This is a genomic window from Arthrobacter sp. TJ-217 (assembly GCF_058269255.1).
The window spans coordinates 196,014-220,052 of record NZ_JBZCNJ010000006.1 but is presented as its reverse complement, the minus strand read 5'-3'; the positions used below and the strand labels follow the sequence as shown (position 1 = coordinate 220,052).

Annotated in this window: 29 protein-coding genes; 15 read left to right on the top strand and 14 right to left on the bottom strand. The window is 61.0% G+C overall.

Annotated features, from left to right (window positions below; all coding sequences use genetic code 11):
• Positions 1–479 precede the first annotated feature (479 nt).
• The 3 genes from AC4D2R_RS12765 to AC4D2R_RS12755 are packed head-to-tail and all read right to left on the bottom strand — an operon-like array spanning position 480 to position 4,585.
• Positions 480–1,628 carry an ATP-binding protein gene (locus AC4D2R_RS12765; protein WP_490940306.1) on the bottom strand — a complete coding sequence of 383 codons (1,149 nt, stop codon included), beginning with the start codon at positions 1,626–1,628 and terminating at the stop codon, positions 480–482.
• Positions 1,629–3,761: a Mu transposase C-terminal domain-containing protein gene (locus AC4D2R_RS12760; protein WP_490940304.1), complete on the bottom strand. Its 2,133-nt coding sequence runs from the start codon at positions 3,759–3,761 to the stop codon at positions 1,629–1,631.
• On the bottom strand, positions 3,758–4,585 hold the full coding sequence (locus AC4D2R_RS12755; protein ID WP_490940303.1) for a TnsA-like heteromeric transposase endonuclease subunit: 828 nt from the start codon (positions 4,583–4,585) through the stop codon (positions 3,758–3,760). The genes AC4D2R_RS12760 and AC4D2R_RS12755 overlap by 4 nt, the downstream gene beginning before the upstream one ends.
• A 605-nt stretch (positions 4,586–5,190) precedes the next feature.
• On the opposite strand from AC4D2R_RS12755, the gene AC4D2R_RS12750 reads away from it, so the two are divergent.
• The gene (locus AC4D2R_RS12750; protein ID WP_490940302.1) at positions 5,191–5,679 is read left to right on the top strand and encodes a hypothetical protein; all 489 of its coding nucleotides are present in this window, start codon (positions 5,191–5,193) and stop codon (positions 5,677–5,679) included.
• A gap of 190 nt (positions 5,680–5,869) precedes the next feature.
• Here the strand turns inward: AC4D2R_RS12750 and AC4D2R_RS12745 are convergent, their stop codons facing one another.
• From AC4D2R_RS12745 to AC4D2R_RS12725, 5 genes are all read right to left on the bottom strand, one after another.
• Positions 5,870–6,808 (bottom strand): hypothetical protein, encoded by a 939-nt coding sequence (locus AC4D2R_RS12745; RefSeq protein ID WP_490940301.1) that lies wholly within the window; start codon positions 6,806–6,808, stop codon positions 5,870–5,872.
• 651 nt (positions 6,809–7,459) lie between these two features.
• A complete protein-coding gene (locus AC4D2R_RS12740; protein WP_490940300.1) occupies positions 7,460–8,323 on the bottom strand; it encodes a metallophosphoesterase family protein in 864 nt (287 codons plus the stop codon).
• 43 nt (positions 8,324–8,366) lie between these two features.
• On the bottom strand, positions 8,367–8,561 hold the full coding sequence (locus AC4D2R_RS12735; RefSeq protein ID WP_490940299.1) for a hypothetical protein: 195 nt from the start codon (positions 8,559–8,561) through the stop codon (positions 8,367–8,369).
• 300 nt (positions 8,562–8,861) lie between these two features.
• The gene (locus AC4D2R_RS12730) at positions 8,862–9,182 is read right to left on the bottom strand and encodes a hypothetical protein (protein WP_490940298.1); all 321 of its coding nucleotides are present in this window, start codon (positions 9,180–9,182) and stop codon (positions 8,862–8,864) included.
• Positions 9,183–9,199: 17 nt separating this feature from the next.
• A complete protein-coding gene (locus tag AC4D2R_RS12725; RefSeq protein ID WP_490940297.1) occupies positions 9,200–9,391 on the bottom strand; it encodes a hypothetical protein in 192 nt (63 codons plus the stop codon).
• 89 nt (positions 9,392–9,480) lie between these two features.
• On the opposite strand from AC4D2R_RS12725, the gene AC4D2R_RS12720 reads away from it, so the two are divergent.
• Complete coding sequence (locus AC4D2R_RS12720) at positions 9,481–9,819, top strand: helix-turn-helix domain-containing protein (RefSeq protein WP_490940296.1); 339 nt, start codon at positions 9,481–9,483, stop codon at positions 9,817–9,819.
• Between the two features lie 68 nt (positions 9,820–9,887).
• On the opposite strand, the gene AC4D2R_RS12715 is transcribed toward AC4D2R_RS12720, so the two are convergent.
• The 3 genes from AC4D2R_RS12715 to AC4D2R_RS12705 all read right to left on the bottom strand — a co-directional run bounded on the left by AC4D2R_RS12715 (position 9,888) and on the right by AC4D2R_RS12705 (position 11,493).
• Positions 9,888–10,307 carry a hypothetical protein gene (locus AC4D2R_RS12715; protein ID WP_490940295.1) on the bottom strand — a complete coding sequence of 140 codons (420 nt, stop codon included), beginning with the start codon at positions 10,305–10,307 and terminating at the stop codon, positions 9,888–9,890.
• A 147-nt stretch (positions 10,308–10,454) separates the two neighbouring features.
• On the bottom strand, positions 10,455–11,078 hold the full coding sequence (locus AC4D2R_RS12710) for a hypothetical protein (RefSeq protein ID WP_490940294.1): 624 nt from the start codon (positions 11,076–11,078) through the stop codon (positions 10,455–10,457).
• Positions 11,068–11,493 (bottom strand): hypothetical protein, encoded by a 426-nt coding sequence (locus tag AC4D2R_RS12705; protein WP_490940293.1) that lies wholly within the window; start codon positions 11,491–11,493, stop codon positions 11,068–11,070. The genes AC4D2R_RS12710 and AC4D2R_RS12705 overlap by 11 nt, the downstream gene beginning before the upstream one ends.
• An 835-nt stretch (positions 11,494–12,328) precedes the next feature.
• Here AC4D2R_RS12705 and AC4D2R_RS12700 point away from each other — a divergent pair.
• From AC4D2R_RS12700 to AC4D2R_RS12645, 12 genes are all read left to right on the top strand, one after another.
• Positions 12,329–12,673, top strand: coding sequence for an HNH endonuclease family protein (locus AC4D2R_RS12700; RefSeq protein ID WP_490940292.1), 345 nt, complete (start codon positions 12,329–12,331; stop codon positions 12,671–12,673).
• Positions 12,674–12,745: 72 nt separating this feature from the next.
• Entirely contained in the window at positions 12,746–13,411 is a 666-nt protein-coding gene (locus AC4D2R_RS12695) for an RHS repeat-associated core domain-containing protein (RefSeq protein WP_490940291.1), read from the top strand.
• A 14-nt stretch (positions 13,412–13,425) separates the two neighbouring features.
• Positions 13,426–13,692 carry a hypothetical protein gene (locus AC4D2R_RS12690; protein ID WP_490940290.1) on the top strand — a complete coding sequence of 89 codons (267 nt, stop codon included), beginning with the start codon at positions 13,426–13,428 and terminating at the stop codon, positions 13,690–13,692.
• Between the two features lie 197 nt (positions 13,693–13,889).
• On the top strand, positions 13,890–14,288 hold the full coding sequence (locus AC4D2R_RS12685) for an RHS repeat-associated core domain-containing protein (protein ID WP_490940346.1): 399 nt from the start codon (positions 13,890–13,892) through the stop codon (positions 14,286–14,288).
• Between the two features lie 188 nt (positions 14,289–14,476).
• Positions 14,477–15,001 carry an RHS repeat-associated core domain-containing protein gene (locus tag AC4D2R_RS12680; protein WP_490940289.1) on the top strand — a complete coding sequence of 175 codons (525 nt, stop codon included), beginning with the start codon at positions 14,477–14,479 and terminating at the stop codon, positions 14,999–15,001.
• A 65-nt stretch (positions 15,002–15,066) separates the two neighbouring features.
• Positions 15,067–15,441: a hypothetical protein gene (locus tag AC4D2R_RS12675; protein ID WP_490940288.1), complete on the top strand. Its 375-nt coding sequence runs from the start codon at positions 15,067–15,069 to the stop codon at positions 15,439–15,441.
• Positions 15,442–15,542: 101 nt separating this feature from the next.
• Positions 15,543–15,758, top strand: a complete 216-nt coding sequence (locus AC4D2R_RS12670; RefSeq protein ID WP_490940287.1) for a hypothetical protein — start codon at positions 15,543–15,545, stop codon at positions 15,756–15,758.
• An 81-nt stretch (positions 15,759–15,839) separates the two neighbouring features.
• Entirely contained in the window at positions 15,840–16,025 is a 186-nt protein-coding gene (locus AC4D2R_RS12665) for a hypothetical protein (protein ID WP_490940286.1), read from the top strand.
• A gap of 1,541 nt (positions 16,026–17,566) precedes the next feature.
• Positions 17,567–17,776 carry a hypothetical protein gene (locus AC4D2R_RS12660; RefSeq protein WP_490940285.1) on the top strand — a complete coding sequence of 70 codons (210 nt, stop codon included), beginning with the start codon at positions 17,567–17,569 and terminating at the stop codon, positions 17,774–17,776.
• 433 nt (positions 17,777–18,209) lie between these two features.
• A complete protein-coding gene (locus tag AC4D2R_RS12655; protein ID WP_490940284.1) occupies positions 18,210–18,455 on the top strand; it encodes a hypothetical protein in 246 nt (81 codons plus the stop codon).
• Positions 18,456–18,519: 64 nt separating this feature from the next.
• Entirely contained in the window at positions 18,520–18,702 is a 183-nt protein-coding gene (locus AC4D2R_RS12650) for a hypothetical protein (RefSeq protein ID WP_490940283.1), read from the top strand.
• Between the two features lie 422 nt (positions 18,703–19,124).
• A complete protein-coding gene (locus tag AC4D2R_RS12645; RefSeq protein ID WP_490940282.1) occupies positions 19,125–19,505 on the top strand; it encodes a hypothetical protein in 381 nt (126 codons plus the stop codon).
• Here AC4D2R_RS12645 and AC4D2R_RS12640 read toward each other — a convergent pair.
• Positions 19,502–19,744, bottom strand: coding sequence for a hypothetical protein (locus AC4D2R_RS12640; RefSeq protein ID WP_490940281.1), 243 nt, complete (start codon positions 19,742–19,744; stop codon positions 19,502–19,504). The two genes, AC4D2R_RS12645 and AC4D2R_RS12640, sit on opposite strands and share 4 nt — an antisense overlap.
• Positions 19,745–20,123: 379 nt before the next feature.
• A complete protein-coding gene (locus AC4D2R_RS12635; protein WP_490940280.1) occupies positions 20,124–21,122 on the bottom strand; it encodes a calcium-binding protein in 999 nt (332 codons plus the stop codon).
• Positions 21,123–21,477: 355 nt separating this feature from the next.
• Between AC4D2R_RS12635 and AC4D2R_RS12630 the strand changes: the two genes are divergently transcribed.
• Positions 21,478–22,299: a response regulator transcription factor gene (locus AC4D2R_RS12630; RefSeq protein ID WP_490940279.1), complete on the top strand. Its 822-nt coding sequence runs from the start codon at positions 21,478–21,480 to the stop codon at positions 22,297–22,299.
• Positions 22,300–22,810: 511 nt separating this feature from the next.
• Here the strand turns inward: AC4D2R_RS12630 and AC4D2R_RS12625 are convergent.
• Positions 22,811–23,692, bottom strand: a complete 882-nt coding sequence (locus AC4D2R_RS12625) for a hypothetical protein (protein WP_490940278.1) — start codon at positions 23,690–23,692, stop codon at positions 22,811–22,813.
• Positions 23,693–24,039: the final 347 nt, after the last annotated feature.

Genomic DNA, 24,039 nt, shown 5'->3' with positions numbered 1-24,039 from the left:
CTATTCGGAGAGCTTCAAGTCGCAGGTCGGCGTCCACAACGGCTTGGCTCACAGAGAGAAAGGCGTCGTCTACGGGCGGATGAGGCTCGAATCGTGACGGCCGTCTCAGCGAGGGGCACGGTGCGATCCACCGTTTGTGAACCGCGCAGGTGTATCTTCCTTCGTTCCACGTGTACTCCGAGACCGGGTCGCCGATGCACTCGCTGCACAGGTGCGAGGCGTGGGGTGCGTTTTTCATTGTGGCGTTCAGCGTTCTCGTTGGCAGAACGCACATCGCCTCACAGATCGCCGCCATGCGCTCAGTTCTTTGTTTCGCCGTCGCCCGTTTGCCGGTGCTGCGGGTCGCGTCGATGTAGGCCAGGTGGGCTACGACCCCTTTACTGGCGTGCAGGCCGCGTTCCAGGCGGCCGGCAAAGCTATATGCAGTTTCTCCCGGCCACGCCTTGATTCGCAGGGCCACCGGCAGTGAATGGATCGGTTCAGTTTCCGGCATGGCCTAGTCTTTTCCGGTTAGCGGCTCCCTGCAGCGGCGCCGTTGGTATCGAGTTCGCGCTCCAGGTTTCGGCAGCATAGTCACGCACAGACGACTCCAGAAGCTTCCGGGTGATCGCCTCCCGTCCTGATTCGCCCTCTAGAATGAGGCTGGCGGCCGCATCGAGCAGGACGGCCTTCAACGTTCCGATGTTGCCGCCGGTAAACCAATGGAGCCATTCAGCCTCTGCCCCCAGTACGTCTGGATTTGTTGCGTAGAGGGGCAGCTTAGCGCCGAATCCAGCGACGATTCTGGTCCATTCCGTCGATTTTTGAAGACTCATTTTTCCGGTGAAGTCGATGACATCGACGTTGAAGACACGGCGCTTGAGTTGCAGGCCCTCGTCGTTCTGCAGAAGCTCTGAGTCTTTCAGGCCAAGCCCTGAGTAGACGATGGTGCCCTCAAAGTAGTTCGTCAGGTCCTTCAGATTGTTCACTGCGGGGCGCGAGATAGATGCTGCGCTGCCCAGCATCTGGACCTCGTCAAGGACGATCAACTTCGTTGCCACAGCGGGCAGCGTGGCCTGCAGCATGGCTGCCAAGTCAGTTTCGGTGTCGGAATTCTTGAACGGTAGCGCGAGGAACTGCGCGATCCGCTGGAGGACACCTTTGACTGTGCGAGTAGCTGGTATGGAGACGTAGATCGCCGGAACACAGCCCCCTGCAATGGCACCGGGATGGTCCTTCTCGAATCGGGCCAGATGGAACTGCATCAGCGCCAGGCAGGCGGTGGATTTGCCGGTCGAAGCCGCCGAGGAGAGCATCACTCCGCGTCTGCCAATCAGCGAACCGTCGTTCATAAGATCCGCTTTTGTGAATTGCCGGATAAGGTTGATGACCGTGCCAGTCTCGACGATCATGCCTCCCGCCATGAATCGGGTGCGAGCCAGGTTGAATTTCATCCTCATCTCGGGCTCTAGGGCGTCGTAGGTGGGCCGGTCGATCATCCGGAAGCGCTCCCGACCGGGGCCGAGCAGCTTGTTAAGGGACTCCCACCTCATGAGCGACCTGTCGTTCTCGATGGCACCAGTGGGTCGATGCAGGACGTTGACCTCGAGGCCGTCCGCTCCAGATTGCGCGGCAGGATCGTCGTCCATCTAGACGCCTCCCTTGTCGCTTTCTCGGTGTTCCTGCGAGTCCGCGGTGGCGCCCTCAAAGCGGTCGTACATTTGGTTGGTTCCATTCACGAGGTCGTCTGGGTCGAACAAGTTGTATGCGCCGGACCCGGCGGAGTTCGCCCACACGGCAGACTTGTCTTCAGGTTCCACGATTGCCCCGGGTTTCGGACGTCCGATGCCTTGTGCGTCGGCCAGTTTTTCCTTTTGCTCACGACCCGCCTCCGTCTGGAACTCCTTCTCGGCTGCTGCGGCAGCGCCCTTGACAATTTGCATGGATATATTGCCGCGTTCTTTTCCCGTGATCTGGTGGCCCAAGCTTGCGATGTTGGTGGCACTCTCGCGGGTTGCACGCGAGAAGGGCGAATTGAATGCGTCGGCGTTTACCCAAGGGCATTCAATGTATTCACCAGCGTCGGGGAAACAGTCCAGCTTAGTAATGTAAACCCAAACCACGGCAGGGTTGTCCGGGTCGTAATGGACCCGCCAGCAATCCTTGGCCAGCTTATTTCCCGACGTCTTGTCTCGATATGGATCCAGAGCGGTGCTGTCGTACCGCCTGTTATTCAGTCGAATTCCGACGCGGCTGATCTTTCGTTCCTGGCACGGCAGCATGCCGATGTAGGTTTTGGGAGTGATGGGGGTGAAAATGCATCCAGTCCGGTAACTGAGGGCCTCATACATCGTATTTGGGCTATACCTGCGGCCGGGATACTCCGGGTTCCGTAGCGCATCGGTTTCCAGGTTTTGCCATACTTGGCGGATCCACAGATCCAGCACGTAGGCGAGTGTGTGGATGCTTATCAGGTCTTCATGGTTTTCGATGTTCTTGCCGGATTGGTCCGGGTTGCCTCCCGTGAATCCGCCAAGGTATCTGACAAAAAGGTCCTTGATGGTTCGGTGCGACCGTTCGACGATGGACTTGTCGCTCCCGGTTCCGGGTGCAGCGTTGGTTGTGTCGATGCAGAGCATATGGCAGGCAGCAAGGAAGGCATTGGACTGGAAATCGCGGCCGAGGTCCATCACAAGGCGCTGGATTCGGATGATGGGCCGGCTGGTGTCCTTACCTTCCAATTCTGCTTCGATAAGTGCCGCTGCCCATGGCAGCGTGCGGATCTCGTTCAAGTTGAATGGCAGGGCGGGTCCGGGGCGCAGTTCCGGGATCGATAGCGCTTTGGCCAGCAAGTACGCCAGATCGACGCCCTTGACGCCGATCGTAACCACGGCGGCGAGGACTGTATGAGTCGCGACGTCGATCAACGTGGTGAGAGTCGGCCGAACGGACTGCCCATTGTCATCAAGCACCTTGATGTCCATCGGCGTGGAGTCGATCTGGCATTGCTCCCCCGGTGCGTACGCGGGTCGGGAAGCGACATAGCGTTTTGGACTTCCCTCATTGGTGCGACGGTTGTTGGAGCTGCCTGTGGTGTAGCGGCCCGCCGTCAGTATTTCGAACTGGCGGCGTAACGTTTTGTCGGAGGGCAGCAGGTCCATTTCGCCCGGATACTTTCCGATCCAATCGTGACGAACCTCGGTGACGAGCTGCTGGATCGTGGGGGTGGAGTCGTCCTTCTTTTCCTCTACCCGGTGGACCATCAACGTGCGCAACCGGGGGTCGAGGTGGGCCAATGGATCCTGAATGCGGATGGAGCGGCCATCCACCAATCCGATCGAGTCCGGTTTCCTTAGTTTGTAAACGAGCTTTTTCAGGTTTGAGCGGGATGTGCCCCGCAGATGCACCCCTGCAAGCTCGCGAGCCTTCCGGTCGAGCCGTTCATTCTGGTTGGAAGTCCGTGGGTCGTACTCGGGCCGGTACGTTTCCGCGTCGAGGGGCTTGCCATAAACCACCTCCTCGACATGGCCGGTTAGGAAGTCCTTCTTCCACTTCGCCTGAGGATTGAGATGCTCGTCCGCCACGCGGACTTTGGCGACATTCTCGAGGGGAAGGTCCGATAGTCCGCAGCGACGCATGACCGCCGAGTAGCTCATGGTCAGGGTCTGCCCGGTCTGCGTGTTGAACAGTGCAAGGTCCGATCCTTGACGTCCCTCCACCATGTAGCCAACCCCCTCCATGACGATGGGCCGCGCCAGGTCCAACTCCAGCGGGCTGCTCATGACTTCTCCCGGCTCCATACCCGGGTTTCGTCACACAGGGAAGCGCTGCAGTCATAGGCAAGGACCCGGGTGAACATGAGGTGAAAAATAGCCGGCAGGTGCCGCCATTCAAGGTCCGGATCCAACTCGCGCGCCAAATGCATCAGCTCAATGGGCTCGGCGGCAGCAGTAACAATACGTTTCTTTAGCTCTGAACCGGGCGCGGCATACCGGTGGCGGTATCCCGCGAGCCACACCAAGTTGTGCCTTTCGTATCCGCGCAGGGGCTCGATGAGGGTGTACCCCCAACCGAGCTGCTCACAGACGTGAGCGGTTCGATCAAACTTGAGGATGTCTCGCAGAGAGGTGCAGTCTGCGCTGCGTACATCGATGATGATGGTCGCATCCCCGCTGGTCTTGACCACGTAGTCCGGATAATGTGCCATTTCGCCGCGAAGCAGGAAGCAGCAGGGCTGCGAGGCTATGGCGGTGACGGACATTTCGTGCTCGATCTGCATGAGCGCCACGTATTCCCCCATCGACTCATACCAGACCTGTTCGCCAGTCTGTCCTACGACGTAAAGACCCTCGTGGTTGATTCGCTGGGGGTACTTGTATCCGATGCGAACGGGAACGGCTCGTGCGAGGTCTCCTGAAAACGGGGTTCCGTCCACGACATGCACTTCGCCGCCGCGCTTCGATGCGGGGTAATACCAACGAACTTCTTCCAGGCCGTCCTTGATCCTGATCCCCCTGTAAGGGTGGGACGACTTCGCCTGGTTCTTTCCCAGCCGACGAATTCCGAGGTCAAATCCCGCCGCTTCTTCGGCGCTGAAAAAACCCATCGAGTCCTAATCCTTCACCGTTGTTGTCCCATGAATAGTGACGCAGTTGGCGGTCCTTGATTTGCCGATCACCGGCCCGGAACTGGACCGAGGGGTCGAACCCGCGCACTGCGCTTTCCCTGGGCACTGCATGGCATGGTGCGCGGCGCATTCGCCTGCATTGATGAAAAGCCTCTGTGTGGCTCAGCGATCGTGGCGGTCTTTAAGTCGCTTGATCGTTGCGTACGGTGTGGAGCCGCGCCTTGTCGACGTCCTGCTCTGGGTTCACCATGACATTTCGGTTCGGCATGAGTCGCCCGGACGAGCCATGCAAGCCGGCATTCAGACGCACCGGGGGGTTCGTTGAGCGTCGACGGACTTCACCGCCGTCCCGGGAGCCGGGCACGGCGCTGATCCTCTTTAAGCCCAGCCTTTCTGGAATCACATAGCTCCGGCCAGGGTCCCACCAGCGTACTCCGCCACTTACCTCATACCAATAGTCTAAAAGGCGACATAATCAGGGCGTGTGAATCTTTGAACTCATAGCAGGCATCTATGCAACTCGCGACGCGTGGCTATAAGTCCGAAGGAGGGAGAGTTGGCCGAGACTCGCTTAACATCTGATTATGAGCGACCCTCGGTTCCAACCTCGCCTTATGGCCGTGCCGGCGGACCGCCACCGCTTCGGCAAGGTTGTGGAGGTTTCTTGGTTGGACGGCGGCACGGATTTGGAGGACAAGCGGATCGCCGCGGCGCGTCTGCAACATGCCTTTGCTGTGAAGATCACCGCAGCACTCCGAGACAGGGGCCAGAGCATCAGCGACTACGCGGAACGCGCCGGCGTCAGTTACGACCGCATGGGCAAGGTCCTTCGGGGCGAGGCGCTGATGAGACTCGAGGACGTCGCGGACGCCCAACGGCTACTTGGCTCCATCGTGCCCCCGATGTTGGAGTGCCGCGGGTTGCCATTTGTCGATCCTGTGCTTGATGCTACGTTGCGTCGCCGGGCAAAGTTCGAGCTCGCAAGGGAATTTATGGCCGCCGCGATAAGTGCGGGTGAGGCCGCGGACCCCACCTGTCGGCCCAACCCTGATTCCAGGGAACCTCAATCTTGAGGCCGTCACTGCGCGTACATGACGCACGAGCTGCGGGTTGGCGATGCGAGTCGCTAACTCGGCGACATCAGCTTCTGTCGGTCGGCCGTGCCGGCAGCTCAAAGGGGGTGATGCTTGACCAAGACGGAGCTATGACGGACAAGTTGCTTCCGATGCCAAAATCTCGGCAGGATCGCCGACGATCAGATCATTATGAGCCACGCATGCGATCGCGAACATTCTCCGCCTGCTGTCGGTAATGCTCATATGTGGCGAATCCCAAATGAGGGTTGGTCCGGTGGAATAGTGTGCACCGACGGAGGTGTGTGGCGCGGTGGTAATCATCAGTTGGTAGCCCCACATATCCAAGGAGGATGTCTATTAGCAGGTCACTGATGTCCAACACGGGAGCTAGCGCACCGACTACGAGGGTTTCCCACGGACCGCTGATACCTCGCGTGTACCAGGGTTTGCCGTGGGCAGCTCCAAAGCCGAGCACCCAGTTGTAGTGAATTTCTGGAGTGTAGAGAAGACTTGCCGCCGTGGTGTTCTCCCGTAGCGTCTCCTTGGCCGCGCCCCAGGAGACACCAGTTACAACCGACGGGTCATCGCGGCGTACGTGGATCGTATAGCCGGCTTTCTCCATGTAGGCGCGGATGCCAGTGACTGCACCCGTGACGCGCGTCTTCTCTTTCTGGTACTCCTGCGGGAACGCCGCCAGTGCCAACAGGCCGCCTTGTACGTTGCTGAGCTGCACTGCGCCCATCCGGGCTATTCGGGTCTCAGACGTCAGACGCGGGTCATACAGCCTGCTGATTGTTAGAGCAGATTCGTGAATGGACCTGACCATAGAAGAGGCCGGCAGCGGCAACATGTGCTCGGTGGTGAAGATTTCCTTCAGCGCCGCGGCAAATTGATCTGCCGAGCCCAGAATCTCGAAGACCTCCTGAATCAGGCCTGCAGCTAGGCCTTCGAGGTTCACCCTGCGTACCTGATCCTGGTTCCGGATGAGTGTCTGATCCTGCAGGAGTGCTGACCCCGATCTTGGCTTAGCAGCCTCATCGAGGGCATGCCTGAGCGCGGTCCTTTGAGCCTTGCGCTCTTGCTCCACGATAATTGCTGCTAAGTCACCAATAGCCCTCTCCCCCATCCAGCCAGTATCGCATCAGACTTCCTTCGACGGCCCTTCCTGGGCGTTGGAGCTCATGTGCCGTGGAAGCCGTCGGCCAAGTCAATCTCGTGGTCCTTCAGGCCCCATCAGCAGTGGGGCTCAATCAGGAGGAATGCGGCGGACATGGGCTCAACTTTGGGGCCTCCAAAGGCACCTGTTTCGCGCAGGAGAAAAGGTGTCATCGTGGATCCAGGCGAGACGCAGTAGGGTCTGTCGGGGCTGCGGCAAGACGCTAGACCACCGGCTACTTCCAGGGGCGCTCGCTCCGACCCCTCCTCCAAATTGCCTCGACATGGCTTAGAAAGAACCGGCAGAGGTGGCACGCGGAACCAATCGAGTGACCTCGTGCGCCAGCCACAGGAATTTTCAGCCCGCGCACAACTCCCCGGATGCCGCCGACCATTGCACAGCCTCCGAGACGTCAGGTCGGATTCGAATGCTGTCTGCTCCCGGGCGGTGTGGCAATGCGTTGGCCAACTTTGTCGGGCGGGAACAGCGTGTGTGTGGGGGCAAGACAACCCCGTCGGCGTCCAAGAAAAACAAGCCTTTGGGCATTGTCTACTCCGTTCACAGGTGCTGTTGTCGGCGTCGGCGGTCCGCGGTTTCGGGGGGCGAGCAGTGCGGTCGGAACTAACTGCCTTTGATGTGCAGGGGCTCGATGGGCAGCGGTGCCTCCCCCGGCCAGACGAGCACCGCGTTGCCCTGGGGGTGGTGCTCCATGTTGAGCACGTCGACGCGAGTGATGCGTCCGTCAGTGTGTTGGAGTTCGTGAATCTGCCGTTGATGCCAGTGGCCGCAGAACACATGCGGAGGAGCGAGGGCATCGACCACCTCGCGGAGGAGAACTCGGGTTTCCTCAGCCCGTGCCATGAGTTCCGGTGACAGTTGGAAATCGCCCTTCAGCGGGACCCCGGCCGGCGCGTCATGGGAGATGAGGATGTCAACGGGCCCGCCGTCCATCAGCTTTTGGGCGTCCTCGCGTGTGGGTTCCTCGTTGTTCCACCAATTCCTGCCCTCAGTGCGGTGGTCGTAGTCGACGCTGAAGGCCCCGCCGAGGCCACCAACGGTCAGCCCGTCGATTTGGGTGCGTCCGCCCCGTGGCAGGACGCGGATGTTGGAGCGGCGGGTTGCCAGCCCGTCTGCTTCCACGGGGAGTTTCTGAAGGGTGTCCCAGTTGTCGTGGTTGCCGCCGGAGACGATCAGCGTCAGCCCCAGGTCGATCAGGTTTCTGTTGAGTTTCGCCTCGTAGCGTCCTCGTTTGGGTCCCGGCCAGTCCAGGCCGAAGTCGCCCACGTGCAGGATCGTGGTGGCTCCGTCGCGGGCTGCCGACCGGCTGGCGGTGATTGCCCAGCCCAGGTCGCCGTGCCAGTCGCCGGCCACAACGAAGGGCGGTCTGTGGAGGGTCAGTAGTTCGATGGCGCTCAGTCCCCAAGCGGCGGCGCCGCAGTAGATAATCTTCTTCGATAGCCATTCTCCTACCCATGGGTGCGGCATGCAGTCCCACGGCGTTTGTGCTCGCGCGGTACCACCGGCCATATCACCCGCCGAAGCGCTCTTCCACCATTGCATCGGCGGCCGCTAAGACCGCATCGAATCTTCCCTCGCCGATTGCGCTCACGGGAGAGTCACCCTCCAGCATGGGGTTGGACCCGATGAACCAGAGCCGGGCGATGTCCGCGCCGTCGGAAGCGGTGATCGCGGCGAAAGCCTGATCGGCTGTCCGTAGTCGCATCTCCTCACCGGCACTCGGTTCCGGGCCGTTCTTGCCTTCCCACGACAAGCTGATCCTCGGTACGGGGTTTCCGGCCAACTCCCCGCAAGGGTGGGACCCAGAGACCTGTTGAGCCGCCCGACGGTTTCACGCAGGCCGGATCCGGCCGGGCCTGGTCATTGGGTTCACTCCGTGTCACGGCGGTGCCTCCAATCTTCTCGTCGATGTCATCCGGTGCCGGTTCGGCAAGAGTATGGTCCTATTCTGTCGGCTGGCACCGGGAGCAGCGCGCTGGCGGGAAGCGCTGCCGCCGGTCAGTTTTCACGGGTGGAGCCGGGCGATGGAGACCACCTCGGTCGTGATGCGCAGGGTGGCAACCCCGTCGCATCGGACATCCAGCCACATCAGCCCGGGCCGTCCGACGCGCAGTTCGACGATTTGAAGCAGCTCGATCGCCTCGCCGTCCCGGCGCAGCATTGCAGTATCGAGATGGGCATACTCCGTCGTAGGCTCCTGATCATTGGCCAGCCGCAGAACCGACCGGGGTGGATTCAGGTGCACGGCGTACACGGTTCCCGAGGCCGTCCGGACAGCGTAGGACCCAGGAGAGTCGTCCGTCAGAACCTGCGGTTCGTAATCCATAGTGCCGGCAGCCGAACCTATCCCTGCGGTGTATCAAGTGGAAGCAGGATCTGCAGATAATCCGGCAGGCGCTCGGTGGGCGATCCCTGTGTGGAGACCGCGCGCAGGTCCCGGCCCGGGTCGAATCCTTCCGGAATGAAACTGAGGAACTGCCTCAGATTCTCCACGGACACCACCTCGGTCAGATCAAGGATGACTGAGACTGCCATGGGAGGACCTTTCCGTGTGAGTTGGTGATCTACCTCTCATATCGCACTAGTGCGACAGACAACCCTGTTCCATTCTAGTGGCATGGGGTGTGCCCATTCGACCTTCCCAAACCCCACCGGCCCGCCTCCAGGCATGGCAGGACCGCCGCGAGCAGGTCGGTGCGCGCATCCGGGAGCTGCGCATCGCGCAGGACCTCACCCAGGAGGCGCTGGGGCTGGAGGCCGGACTGCACCGGACCATGGTTATCGGCCTTGAGTGGGGCCGCAAGAGCATCGCCTACGAACGCCTCTGGGACGTCGCCGACGTGCTCGGAGTCGACATCACCGATTTGTTCACCGAGCCCTCCAGCGCTCCGACGGTCGAGCCTCAGCGCCGCGGCAGTGCAAAGAGCAACACCAGGTCCAGGCTGTCCGCTGAGCCGAACTGAGCACAACCCGCGCGGCGCGGAGGACGCGGTGCGGGCAATCCTCCCGAGCGCCGATACCCCGCGCTTGGTTACCCGGCTTCTGGTTCAATCACCCAGTCGGCGCGGCTAAGAAAGCCCATGGTGGGGTATCTGCGCAGGGCTTTGATTCCCGCGGGAGATCCCACGACGAGCATCCCAACGCGAAGCCCCCGCTGCACAAGGAGCTGGTAGGCGCCCACCAGGATGGGCACCGCCACCGGGAAGGACCGGCGGACATCGCGCAGAATGATGAAGCCATCCTCCGGAAGTACCGACGGATCTCCCGTAACGTCGAACGCCGAGAATTCATGAACAGGGTAACCGCACGCTTCTGCAACCCGCCGCGCAGTCTCGACGATCCGCTCGATCGCTGCAGCGTCCGCGCCTGCACCCACCGTCAACGAGGAAGGACCCCCGGGAGCCGTACCGAGGGACTCGGCCAAATCCACTGCCCACTCCGCTGCGCCCATGCCGAAACTCTAACCTTCCGCAGAGATACGACGCACTACCTCGATACCGTTCCGCCTCTCCGGCTGTCTACCGGTCAGACAATCTGTTGGCTCAGAACCCAGATGTGTTTACCTCCCGAGTGCGGCCGAGCGCCCATCACGACGGGGTCAGGGAGCCTTCTCGATGAAGCGGGCCGTGTCCCGGAGGAAGCGTCCGTGCCGTCGGAAGTCCCGGACCAGGCTGTAGACAAACGCGGCCACGAGAAGCACCATGGGGATGGTCCACCACGGCCCGGGGCCGTACCCGAAGACGGTCACGGCGCATGGCACGTACAGGAGCCCGGTGGCGTTACTCCAGCGTTGCTGCACGGCGGCGGCCCGGGCAACGTTCAGGTGGTCTCGGTCGACGGGATCCCGGCCGCTGATCTGGCGCATCATGGCCTTCCTGTCGGACTCGTTGAGCGCGACCAGGACATCGCCCCAGCCCAGCGCCACCCGAGGTGCCATCCGCCTCTTCTTGTAGATCCACCCGCCGATCCAGCAACCGATGACCATCACGAGCACGCCGACGTCAAGGTGCCGGGTCCAATGATCCCACCCACCGCCGAACAGCAAGTGAGAGAGGAAGGCCCCCAGCACCAGGAGAAGCGGCACCCAGACTGGCAGGTACCGGGTGTAGTAGGCCCGCAGTGCCTCACCGATGCCGTTATCCCGCACATCGGCAGCCCGCCGTTCGGCCGCCCCCCAGAGGCTGGGGCGCTCCCCCTTTTTGCCCCCTGGTTCAGTGCGCATTGTCGCGGCCCAGACCGGAGCTCTCGGTCTCCCGGAGGAACCGGCCCTGCCGGCGGAAATCGCGCATGAGGAAGGAGATGGTCACCAGCAGGATTAGGGTCAGGGCGGCAGCCGTCCACCACAGGTCCTGCGAAACGATAAGGAACAGGTAGAACGGCGCGACCAGCAGGAAGGTCGCTGTCTGCTTTCGCATCTGCACAGCCGCGGCCCGCACCACCCTCAGGTGTTCCTGGTCCGGGGGCTCCTTGCCTGCGGTCTGCCGCCTCACCGAAGCCCGGTCGGCCTTGTTGAGCGCGACCATTACCTCTGCCCTGCCCAGGTCCACTGAGGGCTTGACCCACTTGGTGTTGTAGACGAATCCGCCGATCATGCAGCCGGTGGCCATCAGGAACACGCCGATCCGAAGGTGCTCCAACCAGGAGGCCTGCCCGCGCCCAGCAGATAGGAAACCCCGGCTCCCAGGACGAGAAGCAGCAAGGCCAGAGCGGGGAAATACCGGGTGTAGTAGATCCGGACCGCCTCACCCATGCCATTGTCCCGGGTGCCGGGCGCCCACCGCTCAGCCGTCACCCAGCGGCTGGGTGGTTCCTCGCTCTTGCCTGTCTCCGCCACTTATCCCCCATGGTTCAGTGCCTTTGCTGCGGCTCAGTCTTGCACGGGATGGTTCCTCGGTCGCTGAACACGGTGAACTTGAACCGGCTGCGGAATCATTCGGGCCCGTGGGAATTGCGGGAGTTGCTCGGGTTGGCCAGGAACTCATGCACGGCAATGGCCGCGTGCCGGGCGATCTCCGCACTGTCACCCGGCTCAATCCGCTCAGGCAGGCGTTCCGCGTGGTCCTGGCACCGCGCAGGCTTGTACGCAGGAACCTGCGCAAAGCCTGAGAAGTTTTCCGCTTCCAACGGTGCACTGCGTGCGATGGTTGACCTACGTTTTCGCCTTCGCTCCTAGGGGTAGACCATGGTCAGACGGACCGGCATCGTCGCCGCACTCACCGCAGGTCTGCTCCTCACCGGGACCGGCGTACCGGCCGAAGCCGCAACCACCTACACGGGCACTCTCCGCCAGGCCGCCCGCGCGCTGCCCGTTGCCGCGGAGAACAACGCAGGCTACGACCGCGACCGGTACTTCGGGGAGTGGAGGGACCTCAACCGGGACTGCCAGAACACCCGCTCCGAGGTGTTGATCCAGGAAAGCAGGGTCGCGGTCGGCTACACCTCGGCGAAGCGGTGCACGGTGGCCCGGGGCCGGTGGGTGACAACAAGGTCCACACCTTCGCCACGACAGTCCAGATCGACCATCTGGTCCCCGTGCATGAGGCGTGGGGATCCGGCGCCCGCTCCTGGACGCAGGCACGCAGAGTGGCGTTCTACAACGACATGGGCGACGGCAGGTCCCTCAACGCGCAGACAAACGCGCTGAACCAGGCGAAGTCGGCGTCCGGCCCGGAGAAGTGGTTGCCGCCGGCCAACCGCTGCTCGTACATCGCCCAGTGGGTGGCGGTGAAGATCCGGTGGAGTCTGAAGGTGGACAACAACGAACGGGCCGCGCTCATCCGCTGGGCCGACGCCTGCGCCAATGTCACCCGCGTCTAGGCACAGGTCATAGACTGCACGGTTGTGGCGGTTGTGGCGGTTGGCCAGGTCCACGGCGACAGCCCACTGGTAATGTCCGCTCGCGTTGAAGGGCAGCTCCAGACCGGGACCGGCAACAGGAAATACACCCGGGACCCACAGGGAAACCTGCTGAGCTCAACCAACGGAACCACGAAAACGTACTTCGTCACCGACCGGCAGGGCTCCGTCATGCTCCTGCTCAATGACGCCGGCCAGAAGATCGGCGGCTACAGCTACGACCCCTACGGCATCACCCGCAGCATCAACGGCACCGAAACACAGGCCAACGCCTTCCGCTACATCGGCGGCCAGTTCAACAACGCCACCGGGCTCTACAAGATGGGGGCCCGCTACTACGACCCGGCCATGGGCCGCTTCACCCAGCTCGACCCCTCCGGCCAGGACCCCCACTACCTGTATGGATTCAATGCTCCTACTTTTTACGCCGATCCTTCTGGTTTGATTTCAACCTGTGAGGGTATTCAAGTCATTCAAGACGCGACGTTCGCAGCGGGCATAGGTGTCCTGGGAGGTATTGCCGGACTGGGTGGAAAGGCAGGTCAGGCGTTGGGGCTGGGCCTCGACGTGGGCATGGGTTTTCTCGCCCCTGACCGATGCGCCGCTCCGCGGGGTCCGGCGGCCCCCCTGTCGCCCCCCGAGAGGGATGCGCAGGGATGTTTTGTCAGCCCGTCCACTGGTGCGAGAAGCTGTAGCTAGAACGGGGAGGGGAGATGGTAATCGAGTACCTGATCTACATCGTGGTGGGGGTTGGTGCAGGCATCCTCACGGAAAGGCTGAAGAGTAGAGACGATGAAATCTTGTTCTACCTCACGGCAATACCGTTTGCAGTGGCGTGTGGCGTGATGACCAGAGTGCATGGCTTCTGGCCCCCGGTGATCTCCCTACTCATCTCCTGGCTCACCCAATCGCTTCTGACCCGCCGGCGTGCGGAAACACCCGCTAAGAGATCACGGAGCGAAGCCCCGGACGAATCGTGAATACTGGATCCGGTCCGCCCGGCATGGTTTACGGTACGGTTCGTTCTGCGCGGTGGCAATCGGGCTTGTCGCCTGGGTGGAAGGAGGGACCCCCCTTAAAGTGGCTGCCCTCCTAGGCTTAGCTCTCGTATTTTGGGCGATCAACATTTTCCTGAGCAGCAGATTGCCCGGCCGGAAGAGGTAGGGCCGGCGGAAGCATCAACGGCACCGAAGCACAGGCCAACGCCTTCCGCTACGTCGGCGGCCAGTACAACAACGCCACCGGGCTCTACAAAATGGGGGCCCGCTACTACGATCCGGTCATGGGACGGTTCACCCAGCTCGACCCCTCCGGCCAGGACCCCCACTACACCTACGCGGCAAACGACCCCTGCAACATGAGCGATCCTTCTGGCCTGGAAAGTGGCGCTTGCACGTTCACCAGGGCGGCAGCGGTAGGCTTCGCGGCAACCGGCGGTCTTCTGGGGCTGGGTAGCTTCGTTGCAGGGGGATCGATCGCCGCTCTGCCCGCCGCACCCGTCCTTCTTGGGGGAGCTGCAATCTCAGGCGCGTTTGCAGGCCTATTTGGGGTCTCTGCACATTTCTTATGTAACTAGATGATAGGAGAAAGATGTCCTTGATAGGCATGTTGCTGGGGTTGGCTCTTGGGGCCGTAAGTCTTATCTGGTCGGCCCGGCACCCTCGTAAAAGCGGCGCGCCCATAGGTGGCACGAGAGTCATCATGGCGGGAATTCTGATTGCAGGGGTCGCAATTTTCATATTCTCGGTTATCTGACACCGGATAGTGAAGGACGAGGACCTCGAACTCGCCAGAACCCGCCTGACCCGGAGCATCAACGGCACCGAAGCACAGGCCAACGCCTTCCGCTACATCGGAGGCCAGTACAACAACGCCACCGGGCTCTACAAAATGGGAGCTCGCTACTACGATCCGGCCACGGGGCGCTTCGCCCAGCTCGACCCCTCCGGCCAGGACCCCCACTACACCTACGCGGGCAACAACCCCATCAATGGGTCGGACCCGTCGGGCCTCGCTACCTGCCAGTTCGACAACAGCTGCGGCGGTACTGCATACCAGGGCAGTTGGGCATCTGGCGGTGGAGACTTCTCGAATCATCCAGGCAACACGTTTTTCTGCAGGCTCAGCGCTGAGGCCCTGGCCCTTGGGCCACTCGCCTGGGCGCGCGGCGGTGCTGTTGCAACTACTCGGTACGCGCTTTACCGGGGAATTTCGGGGAAGCAAGCGGTTGGGAATGGCCTAATTGCTACAGGTACGGTGGGCGGGTACGGATGCCTGTCTGGCTGGTAAATTACTGCTGCAAAGCCGAGGCCGCGTTCAACAAAGTACAGGGCGGTATTATGAATAAGCAATCGATGATCGTTGTCGTCTTGGCTCTCGTCTCGGTAATTTGCGGCACTGCGCTGGCTTTCGTCACGGCAGCGTCGAAGGGCGGATCAAGCATCGCGGTCGCGCTCCTCGCGATTTCGTGCGCTGCCTTGGTGATCACCTACCGACTGATAGCACATCTCGTCAGATTCAAACGAGAGTCCCAGTCGGCATCAAGACGATCGCTCAACCTGGCAGTTACTGCGTCGGCGATATGTGCAACCTTTGCAGTTGTGGCTATCCTTACGGGCCTCTCTCCGTACCTCGCGGGGCTGGTCTTGGCGCTGAATTCCATGTTCATTCTGTTTTTCATACTCGACAGGAGCAAGAGCTTGGGTTCAGCCAAGTCGGCGGAGGAGTAGAGCATAGATACGGAAGGAGGGACGGCCTATGAGCCGCCCTCCTTTCGTATCTATGCTCCCGCAAAAGTGTCAGGGATGACGATAAGGAGTGCTGAGAGATGATGCCTGATCGAAAACGGCCGAGCTCGGTCACGCCGATCCACAGATTCGCCGCCCGGCTGGGTCCACGGGTAGCTGCCTTGGTGCTCTTCTCCTCGACAGTCGTACTGATCACCGGTGAAGTGGCACGAGGAATACTCCTGATGATTTTCTCGCTCGGCATGGTCACGGCAGCGGTGAACGGACGTCGCCTCGTCCGAAACATCGGAACCGGATAAGCCCCACTATTCGATAGGAGGCTGGAGCCCCAGCCGCAGTGCCCGGCGTCTTCACCTGCTTCGCTTGCCTGTAGGAGTTCAATGTATATCTCGTTTGCACTGGCGTTCATCGGGTTATTGGCCATGACGATTAATATCGTGTGGGCGATTCGCCATCCTAGGAAAAGCGGGGAACCGTTGGGCCAGGAACGAAAGCTCCGGATGATGATCCTGCTTCTTGGGACGGGGCTGTTCATTTCACCATTCCTATACCTGGCAAGCAGCTAGAAGCCAGCTCCGCAGCGATGTTGACGGCACACTAAGGCATGAAGCTGTCGAGCTGGATCCGGTCCAAGCGTGTGGACCGAGTCCAGCTCGACAGCGATAGCGGGTTCAACAGCTCGTTCCTGTGATTTCTCGAGGCGGATTACATGACGGATCACGGAGCGAGGTCCGAGAACAACCGCGAGCATTGGGTCCGGTCCACCCGGCATGGTTTACGGTTCAGTTCGTTCTGCGCGGTGGCAATCGGGCTTGTCGCCTGGGCGGAAGGAGGGACGCCCCTGAAAGTGGCTGCCCTCCTGGGCTTAGCTCTCGTATTTTGGGCGATCAACATTGTCCTGAGCAGCAGATTGCCCGGCCGGAAGAGGTAGGGCCGGCGGCAGCATCAACGGCACCGAAGCACAGGCCAACGCCTTCCGCTACGTCGGCGGCCAGTACAACAACGCCACCGGGCTCTACAAGATGGGGGCCCGCTACTACGGCCCGGCATGGGCCGCTTCACCCAGCTCGACCCATCCGGCCAGGACCCCCACTACACCTACGCCATGAACAATCCGTGCAACATGCGCGACCTCAGCGGGCTAATCAGTTGCGTTTCAGCCACACTCGCATTGCTTGGTACTGGGATAACTTCAACGGGGGCTGCAACGACTCCAGCTATAGTCGGCGGTGGCTTACTATTCAGTGCTGCAGCTCTCAATTGGCACGATGCGTGCATAGGGGATGCTGACACCGTTTCCACTGGCGCCTACTACCGAGGACGTTAGGACAGATGAGATGGATCTAAAGCGAAAGAAGAGCTACATGGTCGCGGTCGGTGTCTTTGCAGTCGCCGCTATCCTCTCCTTCTTCGAAGGCGGTGCCGAATGGTTTGGTTCGGCATGTTTGCTAGGTGCGATCTTCTCGTCGCACCTATGGGGACGGGCGGACCGGCGCAAGAGCGGTGCTTCGACCAGATTGTATTCGTAACCCTTGTATGGAAAAAGCTCAATCGGGCGAATCACAGCCGCGAAGGAAAATCTCACAGCACCTCCAGCGCCAGTCGGAGTTACTGAACATCACTGGCCGTGAACTCAGCACATGGAGATTGATCTTGTTGACTTTCCCTCCGCCAGTGGGATGGCTTGTCTACGAATTGTTTGGTTTTTTGCCCGGCGTTCTAGTGGGAAACGTCCTATATCTCTGCATGGTCTGGTTCGTCCTTCGTGGTCACCGGAAGCGCAGGAGGGAGAGGGCTGGGATGCCGACCGACACGTAGCATCTCGGTGCTGGACAGGTTGTACATTGGCTTGGCTCTCGGGCCGGCTCACCTCTCGTCGCTTGAGTCCGCCCCCGGCCGTTGGCTCCGCGGCGCCCCCGGTCTAGGCATCTTGGTTGTATTCGATGACTGGGCTGGGTGACCGGATCGGAGTCAAGTGATGGGGCGGAGAGTAGGCCGCCGGAACACGCTGACTTCGGTGGTCTGGCAGGTTCGACCAAGCCGCGAGTGGAACCGGTGTAAACGTAGTCTGAGAAATAACATCGGCACTCGGAAGGAAGCAGGCCTCATGAAAAGCTGGTCCAAGCCAGCAAAGGTGTTGTTCTGGCTGGCGGTATCAGTGCTTACTTTCCTGATCTTGCAGCTGATCCTCCCAGGAGACGCTCTATGGTTCATCGCGGCCATTCCGGGGTACCTCTTCGTCGGCTATATGGCGAACCTCGGCGCACAAATGGTGCGGCACCCGCCCGAGTCGAAACCCAGCGACCAAATAGAATGAGGTTCATAAGGCGTATTGGGCGGTGGGCATGACCAGCTCTTGCGGCCTTGCGAATCAAAGCGGAGAAAGGATCGGACCGCTCGGCAGCGACTATCTTGAGTACGGGGAGTGCCTGGACAAAGACACCTTCATTTGGCGGTTCGACAGCGCATAGGAGCTGATGGTGAAGTTTAGGCTCGGGATAATGGTTCCCGTTCTTGTGGCGATGATCGCGCTCGGTGCCTCCGGCGCTTTACACTCCAACCCGGCGCTCCTCTTCGTGATACCGCTCCTTCTCGCCTTGGGCGCCGTTACCATAATCGTGGTGGAGCGGTCTCGTCGATGAAGGAGCGTCGCCGAGACCAAAATGGCGGCACGTAGCGTGTATCCACGGCATTAAGATAGCAACCGCGAGTAGCTCATAAAGCGGAACCAGATCCGAGAAGAACCGTGAGTGTTGGATCCGATCCGCCACTCGAAAATGAAAGGGCGACGAATGCCTCCTACCGCGGACGATAAGCAGCGGAAGAGCAAGCAGATCATTGCGATCGTGGCGCTGGCCGGCTGCTTCGTTTTCTGCGCCAGCTTGGTACTACAGAGCGAGGCACCTGTTCGGGGCATGATTTTCCTGATCTTGATCATCATTCTCTCTGTTGAGATCGGCCGAGGAATGAAGCCACTGATCCTGTCGACCAAGTAGCATGCGTCCCTTACTTGACTCAGCGACGCATGTTCGGTGAACACATTTTGGATTGGGTATTACCATGAAAAATCACAAGGCGACCTTCGCTTTCGTGGGGCTCCTCTTGATTCTTGCCCTGGGGATGGCAGGGTTCCTGCAGCCGAACTTCATCCCCGTGATGATCTGGCTGATAGGCACCGTTGCCATCGCGACCCTGGTGGTGTTCACAATCCTGAATCGGTCGGCAGGAAACAACGACCAGTAGAGCGATCCGAGAGGTGTGCAGGGCGCAGGAGCCCTTGCCGCCGGGTCGCCAGCGAAGTGTCTCGCGTATCCTCTTGGCTTACAACAGGTAGGAGTTCGATGTATATCTCGTCGGCACTGATGTCATCGGCTTATTGTTTGCGACGATCAATATCGTCTGGGCGATTCGCCATCCTGGTCAAAGTGGGGAGCCCATCGACCAGGAACGTAAGCTCCCGATAGTGATCCTGCTTCTTGGACGGGGTTGTTCATCTCACCATTCCTATACCTGGCAACACCTTGATGGGAGGATCACAATCCAGTCCTCACGGGCTAGGAAAGCACTGGCATCGCCGAAACCGCCTCGTTCGGGCTCTTGGCCATGACGAGGAGTTCGCGTGGATAGAAGGTTCACCATTGCTGCAACCACGGGGAGGGTAACCGATGGGCTTTCCGAGTGACACCGACCGGGCAATCAAAAGCATCAACATGGAGGAGTGCTACGCCCGCCGGATGGTTTGCGGCCGGGACCTCAACGACTGGCTGACCGAGCTCGACGACCTGATCAGGGCGGGCCGGATCGATGAGGCGCTGGGGCTGCTCGAGGAAATCATGGCGGCCGCCGAGACGCTGGAGCAGTACGATCCGCGGGAGCCGCAGGAGTACTGGTACGAGCTCGCCGCCCGCCTCTACGCCAAGACCGGGTACCGCAAGGCCGCGGCGGACACGCTCAGGCGCTGGCTGGAGTACTGGCCGGAAAAGCGGCCCCGGTCCAACTCGGCCAGGGAGCGCATCCGGGCGCGCCTGGCGCGCCTCGACCCCTAGTCCTCGGGCTGATCCCGCCTGACTGATCTCTTCCTGCGCCGGGCCAGCCAATCTTCCCGGTGGCCGTGTGTCGCTTTGGCCTGTATGTTTTCCCACTGGCTTCCCACATACATGCTCAGCGCAGCTCCGAGGCCGATCACCACTGCCCAACTGTCCCAGCCGAACAGGAACCCGACGACGAGCACAACGGCAACGGCAGCGCACACGCTCCCCAGAATTGCTTTCCAGTGTCTGCTCATGGGCTGACGCTACTCGTCGTCGCGCCGTGAGGGTGCGAGCAGGACGAAGTAGATCAGGCTCACGGTGATCCCGGCTATGAAAGCCAGCCAGCCCAACGGCCGGCCAGGGCCGGAATCATAAAGATGCAGCCCCCAATCCTGCAACGCTCAAGCCCGCGACAAACCCGATCATCTGCTTTTACTCAGCCCCCATGGGGCTCAATCTGGCCGGTCAGCTCCTCGTTGACTGCCGTCAGGAGCTTAGCCGGAGGCCTCTGTGCACGTCGTGAAATGGCGCCTGCGCGGGGGCTACTCGGACAACGTGGCCGGTGCCCCGTTCCTCGGATGGTAGGGCACCGACACGTTGATCGTGAGCAATTACAGGCGTCCTGGTAGGAGATCAGGGTTCACAGGTGAATTTCTTATCGCCGGGATCCATCTCACAATGGTCTACTCCATTGTCCCCTCGGAGAGTGTCGTTGCCGGCCGTTTTGTCCGTAGCAAAGAGTCGGTCATTGCCGTCACCGCCGGAAAGGCCGTCCTTCCCGAGCCCGCCAATCAAGGTGTCATTATCCAGGCCACCGTCCACCGTGTCGTCGCCGTCCTGCCCGCTCAGAGTATCTCCCCCCGTCTGCCCGTACATCCGGTCATTTCCGGCCCCGCCATACATCTGATCCGGACCCCGTACGCCCCACATGGCGTCATTGCCGTTTTCACCGTGAAGCCAGTCAGTGCCTACCCCACCATTGATGGTGTCAGCCCCATCACCGCCATACACCCGGTCGATTCCGTCTTCGCCGTATAGTGTGTCATTCCCGGCATTGCCGAAGATACTATCGTCGCCGGTTCCAGCCAGTATGCGGTCTCCTCCGCCCCGGCCATGTATCTCGTCGGCACCCCGCCCAGTGTAGACAGTGTCTTTGACGTCGCTGAGGTCCAGGTAATCATCGCCGTCCCCGGCGCTCACCCACGTTCCCACCCCCACCCTCAGGGTGATCCTGTCATTTCCGTCCAAGGTCCTGACAGCAACGGTTGAGACGCCGCTGTAGTTGCACCGGGCGGTATGCGCATCAAGCAAGGCACAACCATTTCCCTTCGTCAATGTGCCGCCGGTGTCCCTGACTACATACCGCCATCCAAGCCCATAGGGAACGCGTTCAACTGTGATCCTGTTCGCTGTTGCCGCCCCGGCCCTCACCTCCAGGATGCCGTTCTCGATGTAGACACCTGTTGCTGCAGCCTGTGCCGGAACCGCACCAAGAAGGAGTGCCGGCCCGGTCAGAGCGCCGGCGGCGAGGGCTCCGACGACACGTCTGCGCAACGCGTGTCGATGGCTGCTTCCGCCTCGCTCGACCGCGTTGTCGGGAACGGGCGGGTATGAAGTGCTTGTGCTTTTCATGGGAAATCCTCGATGAGTAATGCTGAACTCGACAGGGCACACTCGTGCTGCGCTCTTGAGTTCAGCGGCGTTCCTTTGGTTCGAGCCCGCCGATTTTTAGCTGCTGGCCGATATGGCTCACCGCCCCGACAGAAGGGGCTGGGACATGGCCGTCCGCCCGTCTGTGCGGGAACGGCGCGGCCTTCGCAACGGGACCACGCTTCTGTCGTGGCCGTATGACTGCTGAAACCAGACTATTTGAGGGCGGCATGTGGACCCATACGCACTATTACGTATATCCGGATCGGCTGTCAGCGCCGTGTCCAGAGCACCATTACCCGTGTCGCCGCGGCACGCTCGAACCTAAAATTGAGGCGTGGCTCGCAATGACGCGCAGTACCGCATGTGGCTGGAGCTCGTGGGGGAAATCCTTCAGCAGCCGCCTGGGCCGCCCATGGCCCATGAGGAGCAGCTCCTGGATCTCCTCAACCAGTCGTTCAACTCGGCTCTCTCCGGGCGGAACCTTGTGGGCCCTGCATGGGACAATCACATCCTCGCTGTCTGGCCCCGGAACTACATACCCGACGAACCGCCCGGGGGCTATGACCTTCGCCAGCAACCGCTGTTGCGCTGGTACATGTTCACCGGACAGTCCGAACCCCAGTCCTGCGGGCGCGTTCCTGACGCACTGGCCGGCAACGGACTAAAACAGGCCTGGGAGGAAACGGCCCGTCCCTGGAACGTGGACCAGCAGTTGTCCATCCCGTTGCGGGTGGGCGGAGTCGACCATAACACCTACCTCATCCAACGGCCCGACCGCGACTTCACCGAGCAGGAGATGGACCTGGCCAGACTGCTGCAGCCAGTCCTGACCGGCCTTGCCCTGCACCTCGCGTTAGCGCCGACGAGCGCCGGGGACTCCATGCAGCGCTCCGATCCAGGTCTGACCGTCCGCGAGACGTCGATCCTGACTCTACTGAGCAAGGGGCTGACCGCGGAGAGCCTGGCGAGGCGGCTCAACATCTCGCCGCGCACCGCGGAAAAGCACCTGGAACACATCTACCGCAAACTGGACGTGTGCGACCGCCTGATGGCAGTCCAAACGGCACACGAACTGGGACTATTGAAACCACTGGCCGCCACTCCTGCGCAGGATCAGCACCCCGACACCGAGACAAGCCAAGAAGACGGCGAATAGGAGGTGGCTCACCGGCACGGGGACACTGTCATCGGGTGGCAGGCTGAGCCGCTAGTTCAGGCGCCCTGCTCGAGCGGGTTGGCCTCGAGGTGGCGTTTTGCGGCATACCGGCCAGCCCAATGCGCCTGTTCGGCTGATCGCGTGTTCGCCTGGAGCTCTCAACGGCCAGGTAGGCACCGAAGTCGTCCCACCGTCCGAGTTCGAGCGCTACAAGGGTCTCTATTGCCTCGTGCAGGGGGTCGTTGTCCGCTGACTCTTGCTCGGTGAATTCAGATCCGCCCGTACGAAGCGGCTATCAACTCCAGCGCTTCGGGTTTTCGAGGCCTTCTACGCTGCTGGACCCTGCCCGGGGCAAGGGACCGATTGTCACCGTCATGTACTGGGCAGCGTGGTAAGGCGCGACTTAGCAGCGTCAGTAGTATCAGCAAGGGTTGATAAAGTCGTCATGCACCGCATTGCGCTAAAACGGCTCACTTGCCTTGGCAACTCAGCTTCACGTCTTCCGGTGCAACTACCGGGTTAGGGGTGCTGGCCGAAATCCAGGAGTGTATGGGGCGACGCCGCGAGCGGTCTCAATCTGAAGCGGACGGAGGTCGCTGGAGCAGGCATGCGTATGCATGAGACTGCATTTCGTGGAGCTTTCGACATCCTCAGCGACGACCTCATTCTTAGGATGCACGAGCCAGCCAGGGTCACAGATTTCGTCGTAGCGACGCGGTCCGGGGGTCCCGGGAGGTTTGCCGTCACCGTTGTCATCAAGCCCGTTTCCATGCCCAAGGAATAGTTCGTGGCCCAGCTCATGAGCGAGCGTCATGGACCCGCGCGGCAACTTCCAGGCTTTGTCTACAATCGCAACAAAGGGCCTCCTTTTATCGCTACTGACGTCGCTGCGTTCGAGCCTCACAGGCGAGCCGCACAGCGCATCCCCGCGTTGTCCAGTGCCGGGTTTTCGGCTGGCCACATTTAGTCCTCGGTCGGGCGGTAGGGCGTAGCCCAATGTTTCGGGTTCATCGAGGAACGCCCGAGCGGCGATCACGGGAATGCCATGTCGGCCGGGAAATTTAGCCTCCCAAGCGATCTCACAATAAGTGACAGCCTTTTTGATTTCACCATAACCGAAAGACGCATCAAGCTCACCGAGCTCGCCGTTGAATTCGCTCGGCGGCAACGGATCATTGATCACCGGAATGTACTCGGAAGCAGTCGAGAAGGCGATATGGGCTTGGGGAAACCATATCTCTGCATTGGCTCCCTTCAAGGCGTTGAGCATTGTCTCGGCGGGGACCAAGGCGCCCGGCCAAGATCGACCCGCGGGGGCGCTCCCCTGTACGGCGCACATTCGAACAGGCACCTGGTAGAAAAGGAACCCTGACGGACGGATCTGTTCAGGCACGCTCCTGACGAGCGGTGGAAACAGGTTGACCATGTAGTCGCATTTGCCCACGACTTGTTCTCCGGTGCGATTTGTCCGAACTTCAATCACTACAGGCGCTCTGCCGATCGGGGTGTGCAAGTAAGTGGGCACCACGGATCCCAGGGTGCGACCTGTGCGGGGTAGCATCGTGATTGTCATAACGTCGCGCGCTTGGCCAAAAAAAGCCGAGGACTTCATGCGCATCGTGAACGTGACCGTGGACGATGTCGGGTTGGACAGCCGCGCCGGCAATGCGATACCGCCGCCTAACCGAAGATTGAGTTTCTTGGTGCCGTTTGTGCAAGTAGCGCTCGGGGCCTCTGCGG

Bases quoted from the DNA above. Each gene is read 5' to 3' on its own strand.
- AC4D2R_RS12710 (WP_490940294.1), bottom strand. From the start codon at position 11,078: ATGCGCACTGAACCAGGGGGCAAAAAGGGGGAGCGCCCCAGCCTCTGG.
- AC4D2R_RS12695 (WP_490940291.1), top strand. From the start codon at position 12,746: ATGTCCGCTCGCGTTGAAGGGCAGCTCCAGACCGGGACCGGCAACAGG.
- AC4D2R_RS12650 (WP_490940283.1), top strand. From the start codon at position 18,520: ATGAAAAATCACAAGGCGACCTTCGCTTTCGTGGGGCTCCTCTTGATT.
- AC4D2R_RS12735 (WP_490940299.1), bottom strand. From the start codon at position 8,561: ATGCGACTACGGACAGCCGATCAGGCTTTCGCCGCGATCACCGCTTCC.
- AC4D2R_RS12765 (WP_490940306.1), bottom strand. From the start codon at position 1,628: ATGGACGACGATCCTGCCGCGCAATCTGGAGCGGACGGCCTCGAGGTC.
- AC4D2R_RS12760 (WP_490940304.1), bottom strand. From the start codon at position 3,761: ATGAGCAGCCCGCTGGAGTTGGACCTGGCGCGGCCCATCGTCATGGAG.
- AC4D2R_RS12640 (WP_490940281.1), bottom strand. From the start codon at position 19,744: ATGAGCAGACACTGGAAAGCAATTCTGGGGAGCGTGTGCGCTGCCGTT.
- AC4D2R_RS12750 (WP_490940302.1), top strand. From the start codon at position 5,191: ATGAGCGACCCTCGGTTCCAACCTCGCCTTATGGCCGTGCCGGCGGAC.
- AC4D2R_RS12745 (WP_490940301.1), bottom strand. From the start codon at position 6,808: ATGGGGGAGAGGGCTATTGGTGACTTAGCAGCAATTATCGTGGAGCAA.
- AC4D2R_RS12730 (WP_490940298.1), bottom strand. From the start codon at position 9,182: ATGGATTACGAACCGCAGGTTCTGACGGACGACTCTCCTGGGTCCTAC.
- AC4D2R_RS12690 (WP_490940290.1), top strand. From the start codon at position 13,426: ATGGTAATCGAGTACCTGATCTACATCGTGGTGGGGGTTGGTGCAGGC.
- AC4D2R_RS12645 (WP_490940282.1), top strand. From the start codon at position 19,125: ATGGGCTTTCCGAGTGACACCGACCGGGCAATCAAAAGCATCAACATG.
- AC4D2R_RS12675 (WP_490940288.1), top strand. From the start codon at position 15,067: ATGATCGTTGTCGTCTTGGCTCTCGTCTCGGTAATTTGCGGCACTGCG.
- AC4D2R_RS12740 (WP_490940300.1), bottom strand. From the start codon at position 8,323: ATGCCGCACCCATGGGTAGGAGAATGGCTATCGAAGAAGATTATCTAC.
- AC4D2R_RS12715 (WP_490940295.1), bottom strand. From the start codon at position 10,307: ATGGGCGCAGCGGAGTGGGCAGTGGATTTGGCCGAGTCCCTCGGTACG.
- AC4D2R_RS12660 (WP_490940285.1), top strand. From the start codon at position 17,567: ATGAAAAGCTGGTCCAAGCCAGCAAAGGTGTTGTTCTGGCTGGCGGTA.
- AC4D2R_RS12635 (WP_490940280.1), bottom strand. From the start codon at position 21,122: ATGAAAAGCACAAGCACTTCATACCCGCCCGTTCCCGACAACGCGGTC.
- AC4D2R_RS12665 (WP_490940286.1), top strand. From the start codon at position 15,840: ATGTATATCTCGTTTGCACTGGCGTTCATCGGGTTATTGGCCATGACG.
- AC4D2R_RS12755 (WP_490940303.1), bottom strand. From the start codon at position 4,585: ATGGGTTTTTTCAGCGCCGAAGAAGCGGCGGGATTTGACCTCGGAATT.
- AC4D2R_RS12670 (WP_490940287.1), top strand. From the start codon at position 15,543: ATGCCTGATCGAAAACGGCCGAGCTCGGTCACGCCGATCCACAGATTC.
- AC4D2R_RS12725 (WP_490940297.1), bottom strand. From the start codon at position 9,391: ATGGCAGTCTCAGTCATCCTTGATCTGACCGAGGTGGTGTCCGTGGAG.